The organism is Streptomyces sp. NPDC057877 (assembly GCF_042796855.1).
Taxonomy (GTDB): Bacteria; Actinomycetota; Actinomycetes; order Streptomycetales; family Streptomycetaceae; genus Streptomyces.
The window spans coordinates 669816-684482 of the sequence record NZ_JBHVMS010000005.1; the positions used below are offsets into that span (position 1 = coordinate 669816).

At 71.5% G+C, this 14667-nt stretch carries 21 protein-coding genes; 9 read left to right on the forward strand and 12 right to left on the reverse strand.

Features of this window, described 5'->3' with window-relative positions; genetic code table 11:
* Positions 1 to 119: 119 nt before the first annotated feature.
* Entirely contained in the window at positions 120 to 701 is a 582-nt protein-coding gene (locus ACFVQG_RS18015; protein WP_383383456.1) for a TMEM165/GDT1 family protein, read from the reverse strand.
* Between the two features lie 437 nt (positions 702 to 1138).
* Here ACFVQG_RS18015 and ACFVQG_RS18020 point away from each other — a divergent pair, with 437 nt between their 5' ends.
* Entirely contained in the window at positions 1139 to 1783 is a 645-nt protein-coding gene (locus ACFVQG_RS18020; RefSeq protein ID WP_383383459.1) for an HNH endonuclease family protein, read from the forward strand.
* A gap of 215 nt (positions 1784 to 1998) precedes the next feature.
* On the forward strand, positions 1999 to 3654 hold the full coding sequence (locus ACFVQG_RS18025) for an alkaline phosphatase D family protein (protein WP_383383462.1): 1656 nt from the start codon (positions 1999 to 2001) through the stop codon (positions 3652 to 3654).
* Positions 3655 to 3672: 18 nt separating this feature from the next.
* On the opposite strand, the gene ACFVQG_RS18030 is transcribed toward ACFVQG_RS18025, so the two are convergent.
* Positions 3673 to 4215 carry a superoxide dismutase family protein gene (locus tag ACFVQG_RS18030; RefSeq protein ID WP_383383465.1) on the reverse strand — a complete coding sequence of 181 codons (543 nt, stop codon included), beginning with the start codon at positions 4213 to 4215 and terminating at the stop codon, positions 3673 to 3675.
* 398 nt (positions 4216 to 4613) lie between these two features.
* Here ACFVQG_RS18030 and ACFVQG_RS18035 point away from each other — a divergent pair, with 398 nt between their 5' ends.
* Positions 4614 to 5195 carry a DedA family protein gene (locus ACFVQG_RS18035; RefSeq protein ID WP_383383468.1) on the forward strand — a complete coding sequence of 194 codons (582 nt, stop codon included), beginning with the start codon at positions 4614 to 4616 and terminating at the stop codon, positions 5193 to 5195.
* A gap of 23 nt (positions 5196 to 5218) precedes the next feature.
* On the opposite strand, the gene ACFVQG_RS18040 is transcribed toward ACFVQG_RS18035, so the two are convergent.
* Entirely contained in the window at positions 5219 to 5443 is a 225-nt protein-coding gene (locus tag ACFVQG_RS18040) for a DUF2277 domain-containing protein (protein ID WP_383383471.1), read from the reverse strand.
* Positions 5444 to 5565: 122 nt separating this feature from the next.
* Between ACFVQG_RS18040 and ACFVQG_RS18045 the strand changes: the two genes are divergently transcribed.
* On the forward strand, positions 5566 to 6486 hold the full coding sequence (locus ACFVQG_RS18045) for a ketopantoate reductase family protein (RefSeq protein ID WP_383383474.1): 921 nt from the start codon (positions 5566 to 5568) through the stop codon (positions 6484 to 6486).
* Here the strand turns inward: ACFVQG_RS18045 and ACFVQG_RS18050 are convergent.
* Positions 6483 to 7022 carry a GNAT family N-acetyltransferase gene (locus ACFVQG_RS18050; protein ID WP_383383476.1) on the reverse strand — a complete coding sequence of 180 codons (540 nt, stop codon included), beginning with the start codon at positions 7020 to 7022 and terminating at the stop codon, positions 6483 to 6485. The genes ACFVQG_RS18045 and ACFVQG_RS18050 overlap by 4 nt on opposite strands.
* A 78-nt stretch (positions 7023 to 7100) precedes the next feature.
* On the opposite strand from ACFVQG_RS18050, the gene ACFVQG_RS18055 reads away from it, so the two are divergent.
* The 3 genes from ACFVQG_RS18055 (at position 7101) to ACFVQG_RS18065 (ending at position 8671) form a co-directional block, all read left to right on the forward strand.
* Positions 7101 to 7445: a hypothetical protein gene (locus ACFVQG_RS18055; RefSeq protein WP_383383479.1), complete on the forward strand. Its 345-nt coding sequence runs from the start codon at positions 7101 to 7103 to the stop codon at positions 7443 to 7445.
* A gap of 222 nt (positions 7446 to 7667) precedes the next feature.
* On the forward strand, positions 7668 to 7790 hold the full coding sequence (locus tag ACFVQG_RS18060) for a hypothetical protein (RefSeq protein WP_383383482.1): 123 nt from the start codon (positions 7668 to 7670) through the stop codon (positions 7788 to 7790).
* 641 nt (positions 7791 to 8431) lie between these two features.
* Complete coding sequence (locus tag ACFVQG_RS18065) at positions 8432 to 8671, forward strand: helix-turn-helix transcriptional regulator (protein ID WP_383383485.1); 240 nt, start codon at positions 8432 to 8434, stop codon at positions 8669 to 8671.
* A gap of 557 nt (positions 8672 to 9228) precedes the next feature.
* Here the strand turns inward: ACFVQG_RS18065 and ACFVQG_RS18070 are convergent.
* Together ACFVQG_RS18070 and ACFVQG_RS18075 are read right to left on the reverse strand one after the other, a co-directional pair.
* Complete coding sequence (locus ACFVQG_RS18070) at positions 9229 to 9561, reverse strand: hypothetical protein (RefSeq protein ID WP_383383488.1); 333 nt, start codon at positions 9559 to 9561, stop codon at positions 9229 to 9231.
* Positions 9558 to 9764: a hypothetical protein gene (locus ACFVQG_RS18075; RefSeq protein ID WP_383383491.1), complete on the reverse strand. Its 207-nt coding sequence runs from the start codon at positions 9762 to 9764 to the stop codon at positions 9558 to 9560. Before ACFVQG_RS18075 ends, ACFVQG_RS18070 begins: the two co-directional genes overlap by 4 nt.
* A gap of 173 nt (positions 9765 to 9937) precedes the next feature.
* Between ACFVQG_RS18075 and ACFVQG_RS18080 the strand changes: the two genes are divergently transcribed.
* Together ACFVQG_RS18080 and ACFVQG_RS18085 are read left to right on the forward strand one after the other, a co-directional pair.
* Positions 9938 to 10690 carry a DUF6879 family protein gene (locus ACFVQG_RS18080; protein WP_383383493.1) on the forward strand — a complete coding sequence of 251 codons (753 nt, stop codon included), beginning with the start codon at positions 9938 to 9940 and terminating at the stop codon, positions 10688 to 10690.
* A gap of 10 nt (positions 10691 to 10700) precedes the next feature.
* On the forward strand, positions 10701 to 11555 hold the full coding sequence (locus ACFVQG_RS18085) for a helix-turn-helix domain-containing protein (RefSeq protein WP_383383495.1): 855 nt from the start codon (positions 10701 to 10703) through the stop codon (positions 11553 to 11555).
* Between the two features lie 43 nt (positions 11556 to 11598).
* Here ACFVQG_RS18085 and ACFVQG_RS18090 read toward each other — a convergent pair whose 3' ends face one another.
* The 6 genes from ACFVQG_RS18090 to ACFVQG_RS18115 all read right to left on the reverse strand — a co-directional run bounded on the left by ACFVQG_RS18090 (position 11599) and on the right by ACFVQG_RS18115 (position 14660).
* The gene (locus ACFVQG_RS18090; protein WP_383383498.1) at positions 11599 to 12234 is read right to left on the reverse strand and encodes a collagen-like protein; all 636 of its coding nucleotides are present in this window, start codon (positions 12232 to 12234) and stop codon (positions 11599 to 11601) included.
* A gap of 44 nt (positions 12235 to 12278) precedes the next feature.
* Positions 12279 to 12545 carry a hypothetical protein gene (locus ACFVQG_RS18095; protein WP_383383500.1) on the reverse strand — a complete coding sequence of 89 codons (267 nt, stop codon included), beginning with the start codon at positions 12543 to 12545 and terminating at the stop codon, positions 12279 to 12281.
* Positions 12546 to 12556: 11 nt separating this feature from the next.
* The gene (locus tag ACFVQG_RS18100) at positions 12557 to 12757 is read right to left on the reverse strand and encodes a hypothetical protein (RefSeq protein WP_383383503.1); all 201 of its coding nucleotides are present in this window, start codon (positions 12755 to 12757) and stop codon (positions 12557 to 12559) included.
* Between the two features lie 20 nt (positions 12758 to 12777).
* Entirely contained in the window at positions 12778 to 13782 is a 1005-nt protein-coding gene (locus tag ACFVQG_RS18105; RefSeq protein ID WP_383383507.1) for a LysM peptidoglycan-binding domain-containing protein, read from the reverse strand.
* Complete coding sequence (locus ACFVQG_RS18110; protein ID WP_383383510.1) at positions 13782 to 14051, reverse strand: DUF2829 domain-containing protein; 270 nt, start codon at positions 14049 to 14051, stop codon at positions 13782 to 13784. Before ACFVQG_RS18110 ends, ACFVQG_RS18105 begins: the two co-directional genes overlap by 1 nt.
* A 63-nt stretch (positions 14052 to 14114) precedes the next feature.
* Positions 14115 to 14660 carry a hypothetical protein gene (locus ACFVQG_RS18115; protein ID WP_383383517.1) on the reverse strand — a complete coding sequence of 182 codons (546 nt, stop codon included), beginning with the start codon at positions 14658 to 14660 and terminating at the stop codon, positions 14115 to 14117.
* Positions 14661 to 14667: the final 7 nt, after the last annotated feature.

Consider the following 14667-nt stretch of genomic DNA (forward strand, 5'->3'; position numbering starts at 1 on the left):
GCGGGAGCCACTTTGTTTCTCTACGGTACAAAACAATTCCGGCATCCCGCCACCACCGTCACCGATCCTTGACCTGATGTTCAGCTGGGCAGCCCCCACGCGGGGGCTCGCGCAGGCCGTCACCCGGCCACGGCCTCCCACAGGCTCCACAGCCCCAGCGCCAGCATCAACAGCGCCGCGATCTTGGTGATCAACCCCAGCGGCACCCGCTTCATCAGCGCCTTTCCACCGACGATGCCGAGCCCGGCCACCGCCCACAGCGCGAGCACCGCGCCCAGCCCCACGGAGAGCGGGCTGTCGTAACGGGCGGCGAGGTTGGCCGTCATGATCTGCGTGAGGTCACCGAACTCCGCGACCAGGATGAGCATGAATCCGGCCCCGGAGACCTTCCAGAAGGACTGGTCCTGGGGCCTGCGGATCTCCTCGTCACCGTCGTCGTGCTTCATCAGCAGCATCGCGGCGCCCCCCAGGAACAGCACCCCGGTGAGCGCGTGCACGAGCTGCTGCGGCAGCAGCGTCAGCACGCTGCCCGCCGCCACGGCGAGCGTGACATGCAGGGCGAAGGCGGCGGCGACGCCCACGAAGACGTACGAGGCGCGGTACCGGGTGCCGAGCACGAGCCCGGCGAGCGCGGTCTTGTCCGGCAGTTCGGCGAGGAAGACGACGCCGAAGGTGAGCGCCATCACGGTCAGGCTGATCAAGGGTTCCTCAATCGGTCGGGGCCGCCCCCGGCGAGAGTGCTGAGCCCTTCGGACGCGACACCTCGGCAGGGACAGCACACTCGGCACCCGCGCCACGAGGGCACGGGCGTGCACTGTCTGCCGAAGGTCTCGCTGGCCGGTCCCACGATCGGGACCCGCCTCCGGGCGCCGGCCCAGCTGAGCTGAGCAGTATGTCGACGGTCCGGCGAAGAGCTACTCCCCTTCTGCGCGCTCCATGGTACGCGACGCCCGCGCCCCACCCGCGATCAGAAGTTCGAACCCGACCTTCACCCCAAACGTGTCCCGATCCCCGTCCGGAACCTTGTCGTGTCATGCACACGTCATTAGCTTCTTACCGCACGCACACCTGTACGCAACGCCCCACCGCGAGCATTCCCACGCTCGCCGCCAACACCCCATCCCCCAAGGGAGTTCGCATGTCCAAGTTCTACGCGCGTCGACGGCTCAGCATACTCGCCGCCCTCACCGGCTTCGCGGCCTTCGTCGGAATCTTCACCGGCCCGACCGCCTCCGCCGCGCTCCCCACCCCGGTGAGCGGCGCCACCGCCCGCTCCTACCTCGCCACCCTCCCCGTCCGCGCCGAGGACCGCACCGGCTACAACCGCGACCTCTTCCCGCACTGGATCACCATCAGCGGCACCTGCAACACCCGCGAGACGGTCCTCAAGCGGGACGGCTCCGGCGTCGTCACCGACTCCTCCTGCGCCGCCACCAGCGGCAGCTGGTACTCCCCCTACGACGGCGCCACCTGGACCGCGGCCTCCGACGTCGACATCGACCACCTCGTCCCGCTCGCCGAGGCCTGGGACTCCGGCGCCGGTTCCTGGACCACGTCCCGCCGCCAGGCCTTCGCCAACGACCTGACCCGCCCGCAGCTCATCGCCGTCACGGACAACGTCAACCAGGCCAAGGGCGACCAGGACCCGGCCACCTGGATGCCGTCCCGCACCGCCTACCGCTGCACCTACGTCCGCGCCTGGGTGCAGGTGAAGTACTACTACGGCCTCTCCGTCGACTCGGCCGAGAAGAGCGCGCTGACGAACTACCTCGCCAGCTGCTGATCCACGCCCCCTCCGGGTCGATTCCCGGAACCGCCCCGCCCGCTTCCGTCGTTCCGTACCGTACGGGGCGACGACGGAGGGTGAGCCGAAGGGGCGTGCCGGAGGCGAGGCGACGAACGCGCGGAGGCCCGAAGGGCTGAGCACGTTCCTCGCCTCGCCTCCGGCTGAAGCGCCCCGGAGGCGAACCCGACCAAGAGAAACGCGGGTGATCAACCATGGCGGAACTACGCCTCGGGCCACTGCTGAGATACGCCGACGACTCGTCCGCGACCATCTGGGTCGAGGCGAGCCGCCCGTGCGCCGCCGAGGTGCGCTGCCCGGACGGCACCGGGGGCAAGGCCCCCACCTTTCAGATCGCGGGCCACCACTACGCCCTGGTCCAGGTGACCGGCCTCACCCCGGGCACCTCGACGCCGTACGAGGTGTTCCTGGACGGCGAGCGCGTGTGGCCGCTGCCCGACTCGCCCTTCCCGGCCTCGGTCATCCGCACCCCGGCCGCCGACGCCTCCGGCACCGTACGGGTCGCCTTCGGCTCCTGCCGCTGGGCCGCCCCGCCCGCCGACGAGCAGGACACCGTCGGCCCCGACGCCCTGGACACCCTGGCCTCGCGCATCGCCGCCGACCCGGACGGCGAGCGCCCCGACGTCCTGCTCCTCCTCGGCGACCAGGTGTACGCCGACGAGGTCTCCGCCCCGACCAGACGCTGGCTGGCCGCCCGCCGCGACCTGGACGAACCCCCGGGTGCCCAGGTCGCGGACTACGAGGAGTACACCCACCTCTACTACGAGTCCTGGCTCGACCCGGAGATCCGCTGGCTGCTGTCCACCGTGCCCAGTTGCATGATCTTCGACGACCACGACGTCATCGACGACTGGAACACCTCCGCCGCCTGGCTCGCCGACATGCGGGCCACGCCCTGGTGGCGGGAGCGCGTGCTGAGCGGCCTGATGTCGTACTGGGTCCACCAGCACCTGGGCAACCTCACCCCCGCCGAACTCGCCACCGACCCGGTCTACGACGCCGTACGCGCCGCCCCCGACGGCACCGACGTCCTGCGCGCCTTCGCCGACCGCGCGGACGCCGACCCCGCCACGGTCCGCTGGAGCTACCGGCGCGACTTCGGCCGCGTACGCCTGCTGATGGCGGACACCCGCGGGGCCCGGGTGCTCGACGAGGACGCGCGCTCGATGCTCGACGCGGGCGAGGCGAAGTGGCTGCGGGAGCAGGCGCTGGACGCCCCGGGCTCGTACGACCACCTCCTGATCGGCTCCTCGCTGCCCTGGCTGCTGCCGCATCTCGTGCATGACGTGGAGGGGTGGGACGCGGCGCTGTGCCGGGGCGCGAAGGGGGCGCGCTGGGCGCGGTTCGGGGAGCGGCTGAGGCGGGCGGCGGACCTGGAGCACTGGGCGGCGTTCCCGGAGTCGTTCGACGCGCTGGCGGCGCTGGTCGCGGAGGTGGGGAGCGGTGCGGGGGCGCCCGCGACGGTGTGCGTGCTGTCGGGTGACGTGCACCACGCCTACGTCGCCGAGCCGACCTGGCCGTCCGACGCACCGGCCGTGCCCGACGCCCGGGTGGTCCAGCTCACGTGCTCCCCCGTGCACAACTCCGTACCCCTCTCGATCCGCCTCGGCTTCCGCTTCGGCTGGAGCGCGGTGGCCCGGGGGCTGGGGCGGATGATCGCCGGGCACGGGCGCATTCCGCAGCCGTCGATCGACTGGCGTCGCACGGGCGGCCCCTGGTTCGGCAACCAGCTCATGACGCTGACGCTGCGCGGCCGTTCGGCGCGGCTGCGGCTGGAGCGGGCGGCGCGGGCGGGCCGGGGCGCGCGGCCCGGCCTGCGCACGGTGACGGAGACCGAGCTGGCCCCTTGACCCCGCCCGCGCCTGTGGTCACCGCCCCGCCGTGACCCATCCGAACGGCACGGTGAAGCAGCCGATCCGGTCTCCCGCGCCGCCCTGTTCGTCGTGGATGACGACCGAGGACGCCTCCCCGCGCCGGAAGCCCCAGTCGTGATGGGCCTCGGCGTGCCCGGCGCCCTGGTGGTCGGCCCGGAAGTCCAGCCAGACCTCGTTGCGGGGGTTGACGGCGGCCGGGTCCGTGGAGGGGCGGTGCTGGTAGTGGCCGCCCGCGGCGGCCGGGTCGTCGGCGCAGGGCTTCTGGTGGACGTGGACGCCGTACCGGAAGTTCGGCCGCATCCCCGTGACCCGCAGCCGGACCGAGGTGGCCCCGCCGGGGTCGGTCCGCTGGCCCACCTCGATCCGGGCGCCGTGCGGGACCAGCATCTGGTCGTAAGTGACCGCCGCGGAGGCGGTGTGGGAGATGGACGGCTCGAACCTCGCGTCCGTCCGCAACGAGTAACCCTCGACCCCACCGCCGGTTCCGGCCGCGAGCACGGCCGCGACGACGGCACCTGCGCTTGTCCCTGCCACCATGATCTGTACGTTCCTCACCTGGACGACGGAGAGCGGGTCTGCTGAGCACCGCTCCCCTCCGTTGGTACGGGAGTGACGGGCACACCGCCCCTCGCGACGGGCAGCCGGGTGAAGGCACGGGCCGCGGGGGCGGGGCGTTTGCCGCCGGACCTGTGAACGGGGCGTTGTCCACCGGACCTGTGAACGGGGCGTTGTCCACCGGACCTGTGAACGGGGGTCGTGAACCGGACATGCGTGAACAAGCCACATCGAACACACAAGCCCCCTGTGCACCCACTGTCACACCCCGGGCGTACGCTGTATGGCTGTCATAGGCCCGTCCTCCGCACTCCGTACGACACGACCGCGGCAAGGCCAGGCCCACGGGGGAGTAACGGGGAGTCGCGGTGTTGGAGAGTATGGGGTCACTGACCGGGAGCCCCTGGATCTACGCCGTGGTGGGCGCGTCGGTCCTCCTCGACGTGTTCGTGCCGGTGCTGCCGAGCGGGGTGCTGGTCATCATGGCCGCGACGGCGGCTGCCGCCCAGACCGCCGCGCACTACGTCCCCGACATCCTCGTGCTGACCCTGTGCGCCACCACCGCCTCGGTGCTGGGCGACCTGGTCGCCTACCGGCTGGCCTGGCGCGGTGGCCCGCGCCTCGACCGGGCGCTGTCCCGCTCCCGTCGGCTGAGCAGCGCGCAGGAACGTCTCGGCGCGGCCCTGGCCAAGGGCGGCGGCCTCCTGGTCGTCCTGGCCCGTTTCGCGCCCGCGGGCCGCTCGGTCGTCTCCCTCGGCGCCGGTGCGGCCCACCGCCGCGTCCGTGACTTCCTCCCCTGGTCCGCGCTGGCGGGCCTCTCCTGGGCCACCTACAGCGTCGCCCTCGGCTACCTCGGCACCCACTGGCTGGGCACCCCGTGGCTGGCCACGGCGGTCTCGCTGGTGGCGCTGCTGGGCGCGGGGGCGGTCGCGACGTACGTGGTGCGGCGCCGCCCGGCGTGAGGGTGGGCCGCCCGGCACGGGGGCTACGCCCGAGCGGCGGCGCCCCGTATCTCCAGCCCGGAGAGCAGGTCGGCGGTGGCCTCGGCAATGACGTCCACGGCCCGGTCGAACACCTCCTGGTTGTGCGCGGCGGGCGCCCGGAACCCGGAGACCTTGCGCACGTACTGAAGGGCGGCGGCGCGGATCTCCTCCTCCGTCGCCTCCTCGGGCAGCGCGGGCGGACGTAGCGTCTTGATGCTGCGGCACATGGTTCCAGTGTCACCTTCCTGAACGTTTCCGGCACAGGCCTCCCGGCGATCCGGTCCACCTGCCATGATCACTTCTGGCGGCCACCGTTCCCGGGGCCGACCGACGAGAGGAGCCACTCAACATGGCACAGGACACACAGGCCGCGCACGACAAGCCAACCGTCGCGATCCTCGGCCCCGGCGGCGTGGGCGGCCTCCTCGCCGCCCTGCTGGCCCGCTCCGGCCACCGGGTGATCTGCCTGGCCTCGGAGACCACGGCCGACACCCTCCGCACCCGCGGACTACGCGTGCGCAGCGGCCAGTTCGGCGACTTCACGGCGACGGTGGAGGCGGACACGGAACTGCGCGAGCCGGTGGCGGCCTGCCTGATCACCGTAAAGGCGACCAGCCTGGACGCGGCCCTGACCCGCATTCCCGCGCACACCATCGGCGACACCCTCCTGGTCCCCTTCCTGAACGGCGTGGAACACCCCGCCCTGCTCCGCGGCCACTACCACCCCAGCCAGGTGGCCCCGTCCACCATCCGCGTGGAGTCCACCCGCGTCACCCCGGGCGAAATCGAACACGGCAGTCCTTTCGCCCAGATCGACCTGGCGGGCGACGCGGTCCCCCGAGCCCGCCTCGACTCCCTGGCAACGGCCCTCACGAACGCGGGTGTCACCACCCAGACCGTGGACGACGAGAACGCGGCCCTCTGGACGAAGATGACGTTCCTCGCCCCGATCGCCCTGCTCACCACCCGCTACGGCCTCCCGCTGGGCGAGGTCCGCAGCCGGTACCGCGAGGAGCTGACCGCACTGGTCACGGAGACCGCCGCGGTGAGCGAGGCCTGCGGCGGCCCCTCCGACCCCGAGGGCGCCCTGGCGCGCTACGACACCTTCCCGCCCGGCAACAAGACCTCCATGCAGCGGGACGCGGAGGCGGGCCGTCCCCTCGAACTGGACGCCATCGGCGGCGCGTTGCTCCGCGCGGCGGCCCGGCACGGCATCGAGGTCCCGACGGTGACCCGCCTGGTGGCCGACCTGACCCCCGCTACCGCCTAAGCGGCGCTCTCCCCCACCTCGACCCGCCAGTCGTTGCATCTGATCGGATTCCCCTTCGGATACTCGAAGTCGACCTCACCGAGCAGGCTGAACCCGGCCCGACGGCACACGGAGTTCGACGCGGCGTGCGTCACCTTGGGATAGGCGTGCAGATACCGATGCCCACCGGCCGCCCGGGCCGCCTCGACAACGGCCCGGGCGGCGGCGACGGCCAGCCCCCGCCCCTGGAACTCGGGCAGCACCCCCCACCCGGCCTCCCACACGGCCCCACCACGCCAGTCCCGCTCCCAGAACCCCACGGACCCCACGGTCAGCGCCTCACCTCCCACGACCACCCGATACATCCGCCCGCCACCCCCCGCAGCGAGATACCGCCGATGCCGCCCGAGCACCCGCTCCTCACTCTCGGGCCCGCCCAAGTGCTCGGTCATCTCCGCGCTGTTGAGCCTGCGCAGCAACCACAGATCCCCGTCCCCCCACTCCACGAGCCGCACGGCCCCACCGACTCCACAGCCCCCACCGCCCACGTCACCCATGGCGACCACACTAGAACGAGGCTCTGACACTCCCCCTAAAACTCGCACCCCTAAATCGAACAGGCGTAGCATTGGCCCGTGGCTACGACCTATGACTTCCCCAGCGATCTCCTCGCCGGTCAGGAGGAGCTGCATCAGGTCCGGGCCGAGCTGTCGGCCCTGCTGAAGCGGCTGCCCTGGTCGGTCGAGCCCCTGGACGGCTTCAGCGACGACAACGGCTGGCGCAAGGTCGAGCGCCCCGCCTCCCCCGGCTGGACAGCCGACGAACAGGCAGAGGTCGAGAAGCTCCGCCGCCGCGAGCACGAACTGGCCGTCTTCGTCAGCACCCACCGCTACTGGTCCCAACTGACCGGCCCGGACCGCATAGCGGCCCGCTCCCACCTCAAACACGCCCACGAGCCACCGCCCGCGGAGCCGGAGTGAACCCGAGACCCCGACCGGAACACCGGTCGGGGTCTTCGTTGTGGCGGACGAGGACGGTTCAACGTCAGAAGACAACCGAACCCCCCTTACCAAACAGCCGAACCCCCCTTACCCGCCCTTCACAGCCGATACGTTCCCCGTCCACGCGAAGCACCGCCAAGGGGGGCGACATGAGCCAGCAGCACCCACCACAGCCCGGATGGGGCCCACCGCAGCGACACGGTGGACCTGGCACCGGGCGAGAACATCTCCGGCACCGTCACCGGCAAGGGAACCTTCAAGCCGCGGTACGTCACCTACCCGGACGGCCTGCTCGGCGACCCCGTACGCACGGACGTGTCCTGACCCGCGCGGGACCGCTGAGCGACAGGAAGGGCTCGGACATGCGAGAGGCCCCGGGGACACCCCGGGGCCTCTGTTCACTTCCCGTGGGCGCGGACGGTTTCGAACCGCCGACATCCTGCTTGTAAGAGCGGCTATCGCCACCTCAGCAAGTGGTGGACTGCCAGGACTTGACGGTTGGACGCCCAGGTCAGGCGCCGTTTCGGCCGGTCCGTCGGGCACTCTCGCTACCCCTGCGCACAGTCTCGCTACACCCTGCCTACTCGACCCCATCTCCTAAAAATCCCCTAAACGATCAAGGCGTTCGCCCAGCTCAGGGGCCGGGAGCGAGAGGTGGGCGACTCCCGCGCCGGAAGCCCGACCAGGGCGCGGGAGTCGCCCCAAGTGCCGGACCGCCGAGGGGGGCACCTCTACGGACGGCCCGACACGCCTAGGTGGGATGGGCACTTATATGTCTAACAGTGACCAGCGATCGCTGTCAGTCACCCATCCGTGTGAACATGCGTTCGATTCTCAGACCGTACCTGTAGCCCTGCGGCATATGCCAGAGAGGACCGCAGGGCCAGAGAGACAAAGATCGCCAACGATCAAGAGCGACAGTTTAGGTACTGACACATGATCGGCACCCGGATTCGGTTTGTCGAGTGCCCGCCCGCCGAACACCCCGCCCCGCCTGGGTCCACCAGGAACAGCTCGCCCTCGGCCAACGCATCGCCGCTCACCGACGCGCAGCCCACCTCTCGCAAGAGCAACTGGCCGAACGCGTCGGCGTCGAACGGCGAACTATCCAGCGCTACGAGGCCGCGGTCAGCGACCCGAGGTACGCCGACCTCCTGCTCCTGGCGCGCGCCCTCAACATCCCGCTCGCCGAACTGGTGCAGTGAACGGCCCCGGCCGGTTACGGGGGCATCCCGGCCGGGGCCTGCCTGAGGGGTGGTCAGCCGTTCTTCCCGCCGAACCTCCTGCGGTTCTTCCGGCTCTTCGCCCGGCCACCCCTATTGAGCGTGGCGCGCTCCGGGGGCTTGGTCGCTACGTGAGCGTGAGGGCAGTGACGGCAGTCATACGCGTACCGAGGGGACGACTCGTGCGCCGGTCGCGCCTCAAACTCCTCGGCCTTGCTGGCGAGCCACTGCGACGCGGCTTCCACCGACTCGAACGACGACTTCCGGCTGACGGGGCAGCGGGGTAAGGGCATCCTGCGCTGTTCCTTCGGTGAGGGGTGCGGTTGGCGTGGCCCGCTCCCGGCGTCCCTATCGCCGTCCGCCGAGAGCGGGGGTCTCAGTCGAACTCGCGGCGTGTGTAGAAGTTGAAGTGATTGCCCCGGTGCCGAGGTCTGAGCGTGCAGTGCGAGCCGCCGCCCGGGTGCTCCACCCAGCAGTAGCCTCCAGCCCGTCCAGCCGACCGCGCCGCCGCGGCGATCCGGTCGCCGGTCGGGCGCTGCCTAGTGATCGGCATGACGGCGCCCCTCTCTGAGTAGCCCGCGCAGCGCCGCCCGCGCCTCACATGGCCGCCCCGGAGAACACCTCGTGCACGTCTTGTCGTGCAGCCCTATGACCCGGCGGGCCGTTGCCTGGACGCAGCGCGTGCAGCCTCGCGGGAACCACTGCCCGCCGCCAGGGCGCGGGCGCGGACCCAGATCGTGCACGTCCCCCGCCATGACGGCGACGCCGCACCACACACAGGTCACACCGCGCAGCTGGAGGTCGGCGAGCAGCTGCACCCGAGGTAAGGAGAGCAGGAGCAGCGGGCTGTCCGCGGCGGGTTCGGTCGTCATGCTGCGGGGGCCTTCCGCTGAAGGACCAGCGCGAGCCGCATCGCCACGTCCGCGCGGACCCTCCCGAGATCCACCAGCGCGAGGCTGGGCGATCCGACGTCAACTGCGAGGGACGGCAGGACGATTCCGGCGCCGTCGAGAGCTGCGCGCAGGGATTCGACGGCCGCGAAGGGGTCGACGTTGGTCGACTGGGTGGTGGCCATGCCGGGACCGTACGAGGGGTGTGCGGCGCCCTGCCATGCAGTGTTCTCGTATGTTCTCGTCAACTGGCCAGATGTTCTCTAGTGTTCTCACGAAGGGGGCGGCACGCTGTAGTACCGGGTGCCTGACGTGGCGATGCTGAGGGCGAGACGGACCAGCGGCGAAGGAGACCCCAATGGCGCGACGACTGCGGTTCAACGGCACCGACAGCAAGAACGGCGGATGCCCGGCCGTGCACGAAGACCTCGACAGCGGTGAGATCATCGTCCAAGGGCGGCCGGTCACCGACCCCGAAGACGTGGCCCAGCTCCAGCACTTCGGCCCCGGTGACGCTGCCGTCGCCGTCCCGCGCCAGCTGCTCGTCCACCACGGCCCGAAGGAGATCGACCACGTGCCCGAACTGATCAGCCTGGAGGAGTTCGGCCAGCTGTTCCACCACTTCGAGCACTCGGCATGGCACCTGGAGACCCGCCGCGGCTACGCCTCCGACCGCGAAGACGATGGCTACGCCACCTTCCTGGAGACCGGCGAGGCGCCGATGGACCTGGACAGCGACTGGTGCCAGAACATCGCGCGGCAGACCGCGGCCGGGAAGTACGTCGGCCGCGTGCGCATCGTCGATCAGCCGCCCACCCCCGGGCAGCGGTTCCTCCTGTCGTACGCCCGCTGCAACGCGGCCACCGGCGAGGACGCACGGAACGTCTGGCGCCAGGACGCCGAACGCGCCCACCTGCCAGCAGAGGACTTCTGGCTGTTCGACAGCCGCCTGGTGGCCATCCTCCGCTTCGACGACGCGGACGTTCTCCACGACATCGAGGTCATCACCGAACCCGCTGAGGTCCTGCGGTACTGCCAGGTCCGCGACGCGGCCGTGCACGCATCCGTCCCGTACGACCAGTTCGCGGCCCAGCTCGAGGCGAAGGGCTGACCAGGCGCCGGTGAGCACGGACTACCAGCAGGCCCGGGAGGCGCTCGGCACGCGCTTGCGCGAGCTGCGCCTCTCGGCTGCTGACGGCCGCCTCACCGGCCCACAGCTCGCCCGGCGCCTCGGCTGGCCGCACTCGAAGGTGTACAAGCTGGAAGGCGGCCGACAGACCGCGACCGGCGATGACCTCCGGGCATGGGCCGAGGCAGTCGGCGAACCCGAGGTGACCGAGGAACTCCTCGCGCGGCTCCGCGGATTTGAGTCCCACATCCGGTCCTGGCGGCGCCAGCTCGCCTCTGGCCACGCGCCCGTGCAGGACGTGTGGAACGTCGCCGTCGACCAGGCCCGCGTCATCCACGCGTGGGAGGAGGCCGTGATCCCCGGCATGCTCCAGACCGCGGACTACGCGCGGCACATCTTCCTGCGGTACGCCGACCTCCAGGGCACCAAGCGGGACACCGACGCGGCGGTGCGGGCACGCGTCCAGCGGCAGGAGTGGCTCTACCGGGGCGGCCGCATGTTCCATGCCCTGGTCTGGGAGCCCGCCTTGCACGCGCTCATCTGCCCGCCGTCGGTGCTGGTCGGCCAGCTCGACCGCCTCGCGGGAGTGATCGGCATGGACACCGTGGAGCTGGGCGTGATCCCGCTCGGCGCGTCGCTCCGGGTCCCGCCGGCGAACGGGTTCTGGGTCCTCGACCAGCAGCTGGTCATCGCGGAGGACTGGCACGCCGAGCTGTGGCTCGACGACGCCGACACCGTGGCGTCGTACGTACGAGTGTGGGAGACGCTCCGGCAGTCGGCGGTGTACGGCGCGGACGCCCAGAACGTCATCGCCCGGGCCCGGCGGTCGGTGAGCCCGCGGGCATGACGAAAGGGCCCCCACCGCCCGAAGGCGAGTGGGGGCACATGCTTCACGGGTACTGGCGGCGCTGGGGGTCCAACGCCACCGTCAGCGGGGCACCGCCATTGCCAGGCGGCTCGGGCTGCGGTGCACCATCACGACGGCAGATCAGGGCATCAGGATCCCAACTCGGCGCCTGGAGGCCGTACCCGGCGGGGCAGTCCGGGCCGGGCGGCCCCTGCTCCCCGCGGGGCCCCTGCTCGCCACGCGGACCCTGCTCCCCCTGCGGACCTGGCGGGCCCGCCGGTCCGGCAGGCCCCTGCGCGCCGTCCGCTCCGGGCGCCCCGTCCGCTCCGGGCTCGCCGTCCACGCCGTCGGCACCCGGCGGCCCCTCGGCGCCCGGCTCTCCGTCCCGGCCCGGACGTCCGGGCGCACCCGGGTCACCCTTCGGGCCCGGGATCGGCACCGGCACCTCAGCCCGCGCGGGCAGATCGTCGACCGCCTCGGACGGGTCCGGGGCGACGGGGGTCTGTCCCTCACTGGCGACCTGCGTGCGCAGGCTCCGCACGTCCGTCGCCAACGTCGACACGGCCTCGCCTCGCCGGTCAGCCTCCGCCGCCAGCTGGTCCGCGCGGGTCGTCTCGGCGTCGATGCGGCCCCAGATGATGACGACCGCGCCGGACAGGGCGACCAGCCAGCAAAGCATCGCCAGCGGACGCCAGCGGCGGGCCAGCACACGCTCTGTCCGGGTCACGGGCTTCCTCCGAGGTGGATGATCTGTGCGCGGAGTCGGGCGATCTCCGCCTGGTCGGCTGCCCGAAGGGCGGACTGCTCGGCAAGCTCGGCCAGCAGCTCAGCCACCTTGCGGTCCAACCGGTCGCGTTCCTCTTGCAGGTCGTTGGTGAGGGACGAGTAGCCGGTGAGGGCGTTCTCTCCGCGCTTCCCGAGGTACGCCACCACGCCTCCGACGACGGCGCCGACGCCCACGAGGAGGCTGCCGAGGGTGGTGACGTCCAACAGGAGACCTCCTACAGGTCGCGGGGCCGACGGTTCGCGCTCGGAGCGCGGTTGGGCACCGCCCAGGTGAAGCCGAGCGCGGCGAGGACGGCCAGGCCCGCGGCCCAGCCCTCCGCCGCGGTGATGGTGTCGTCGGTGAGCGCGGTGGACAGGGCGCCGGAGCCTGTGGCCACGGCGGCGACGACCGCCTTCCAGTAGCGGGAGATCTTCATGAGCGGGTCCTTCCGAGGGGTCAGGCGACGACGTCGAAGCCGCGCTTGCGGCCGAGCGTGGTCAGGGAGGTCTTGCCGGGGATGCCGTCGGCGTCGGCGCCGGAGTAGCCGAGCCGCCGCTGCCACGCGGCGTAAGCGGTCTTGGTGGCGGTGCCGTAATGGCCGTCCGCCAGGCGCCGCTCCAGCAGGCCCTCGCCGACGAGCCCCATCTCCACCAGCTGCGCCTCCGGGTACGACACCGGCGTCCCCGGCCGCGGCGGGTCAGTGCGGGCGGCCTGCACCAGCCGGGACAGGTCCACCACCGGCCGCGCGGGCGGCCGCGTCGGCGCCGTCACCGCGCCGGGGATGGTGAGCTTCTGCCCGACCGTGATCGTGTACGGGGAGGTGACCTTGTTCGCGGCGGCGAGCTGCTGCCACGTGACGTCCTTGTACTGCGCGGCGATCGAGTACAGCGTCTCGCCCTTGGCCACGGTGTGGGTGCCGCCCGCGGGCATGGTCCCGGCCGCCGCCGCGGCGATGCCAGGCAGGACGACGTCGCGGAACTGGGTGATGCGTGCGCTGCCGGGGCATGCGGTGCCGGACGTCGACCATGCCCGGTGCAGGCTGTGGTACCCGAAGCCCGGGTCGGCGGCGGTGCGGCACAGGCGGATGGGGATGCCGTGGGTGCGGTGGGCCCACAGGCCGAGGGCGATCAGCTCGGCGAGCTGCTCGTCCGTCCACGGGTCCGAGGCCTTCGTGTTGGAGGCGGTCTCGATGCTGATGGCGCCGGTGCCGTCCGGGCGCCGGTTGGCGCTCGCGTTGGCGTCGGCGCGGGTGGTGGTGGAGAGGTACTGGGCGAGGTCGCCGCCGTAGCCGAGACCGAAGTGCGACTCCAGGTTGGTGGAGTCGCGCCAGTACTCGTAGGTACGCCGCGGCGACCAGGGGGCGACGATGCTGTGGGCGATGAACTGTGTGGGCCGGATGGCGGGTTGCTGGCGGGCTTCCGGCAGCAGCTCCATCCGCGTGGCGCCCTTGTACCAGGCCATCACGCACGCTCCCAGTCGTCGGCCAGCGCATCCGTCTGGCTGATCACCCAGGGCACGAACGAGCCGTCGGCCGTGCGCATCATCAGATACGGACGGAAGACGCACACCGTGCCCTCAGGGATACCGGTCGCCTGCGCCGTGTTGGCGTTGATCGGGATGCCGTCGGGGTAGCCCTTCTGGTGCACCACGTACATGCCCTTGCCGTTCCAGCCGGGGCGCGTGACGCGGGCGCCCTCCTTGAGGGCCTTGAGTGCTTCACCGAAATCCATGGGTGTCTCCTGGGCATGACGAAGCCCCGGGCCGGACGGCACGGGGCGGCGGGCGGGGGCGGGTCAGGCGTGGCGGGCGAAAGTGATCTCCAAACACGGCCTGACCCCGCCCGTCGCCGTGTTCAGGGCAGCCGGGAGACCGCCAGAGGTCGTGTCCTGACCCGCGGCGATCTGGACGTAGTCGCCGACATTCAGGAGCAGCTCCAGGTCCCCGTCCACAGTGATCGCGCCGGAGCCGAAGCTGGCCGAGATCCGGAAGTGCCCGGCAGGCATCAGCGTTCCGTTGACGTAGATGCCGATCGACCGTGCGCTGCCGGTCGAGTTACCGTTGAACCCGACCTTCGGGTTGATCTTGTACCAGGCCTGAAGCTGGCAGGTGTAGCGGGTCGGGCTGCTGGCGGACCATCCGCCGAGGTCGTCGAGGCTAACCGTCTCCCAACCGAGCGCGTTGGACGCGACGTCGGGGTTTCCGGAGCCTGTAGCGGCCAAGCTCTGGTTGCTGTCCCTCGTGACTTTGAAGATGGTGCGACCCACCAGAGCGGCCGAGTTGGCGCGCTCTTCATTCACGATCATGCCTGGCTGCCAGGCGGGGAACGGACCGAACGCCACGCTGGTG

Coding starts and splice junctions, on each gene's coding strand:
- ACFVQG_RS18020 (WP_383383459.1), top strand. CDS start 1,139: ATGTCCAAGTTCTACGCGCGTCGACGGCTCAGCATACTCGCCGCCCTC.
- ACFVQG_RS18100 (WP_383383503.1), bottom strand. CDS start 12,757: ATGAAGATCTCCCGCTACTGGAAGGCGGTCGTCGCCGCCGTGGCCACA.
- ACFVQG_RS18040 (WP_383383471.1), bottom strand. CDS start 5,443: ATGTGCCGCAGCATCAAGACGCTACGTCCGCCCGCGCTGCCCGAGGAG.
- ACFVQG_RS18070 (WP_383383488.1), bottom strand. CDS start 9,561: ATGACGACCGAACCCGCCGCGGACAGCCCGCTGCTCCTGCTCTCCTTA.
- ACFVQG_RS18035 (WP_383383468.1), top strand. CDS start 4,614: ATGGGGTCACTGACCGGGAGCCCCTGGATCTACGCCGTGGTGGGCGCG.
- ACFVQG_RS18080 (WP_383383493.1), top strand. CDS start 9,938: ATGGCGCGACGACTGCGGTTCAACGGCACCGACAGCAAGAACGGCGGA.
- ACFVQG_RS18025 (WP_383383462.1), top strand. CDS start 1,999: ATGGCGGAACTACGCCTCGGGCCACTGCTGAGATACGCCGACGACTCG.
- ACFVQG_RS18045 (WP_383383474.1), top strand. CDS start 5,566: ATGGCACAGGACACACAGGCCGCGCACGACAAGCCAACCGTCGCGATC.
- ACFVQG_RS18030 (WP_383383465.1), bottom strand. CDS start 4,215: ATGGTGGCAGGGACAAGCGCAGGTGCCGTCGTCGCGGCCGTGCTCGCG.
- ACFVQG_RS18110 (WP_383383510.1), bottom strand. CDS start 14,051: ATGGATTTCGGTGAAGCACTCAAGGCCCTCAAGGAGGGCGCCCGCGTC.
- ACFVQG_RS18050 (WP_383383476.1), bottom strand. CDS start 7,022: ATGGGTGACGTGGGCGGTGGGGGCTGTGGAGTCGGTGGGGCCGTGCGG.
- ACFVQG_RS18090 (WP_383383498.1), bottom strand. CDS start 12,234: ATGCTTTGCTGGCTGGTCGCCCTGTCCGGCGCGGTCGTCATCATCTGG.
- ACFVQG_RS18105 (WP_383383507.1), bottom strand. CDS start 13,782: ATGGCCTGGTACAAGGGCGCCACGCGGATGGAGCTGCTGCCGGAAGCC.
- ACFVQG_RS18075 (WP_383383491.1), bottom strand. CDS start 9,764: ATGGCCACCACCCAGTCGACCAACGTCGACCCCTTCGCGGCCGTCGAA.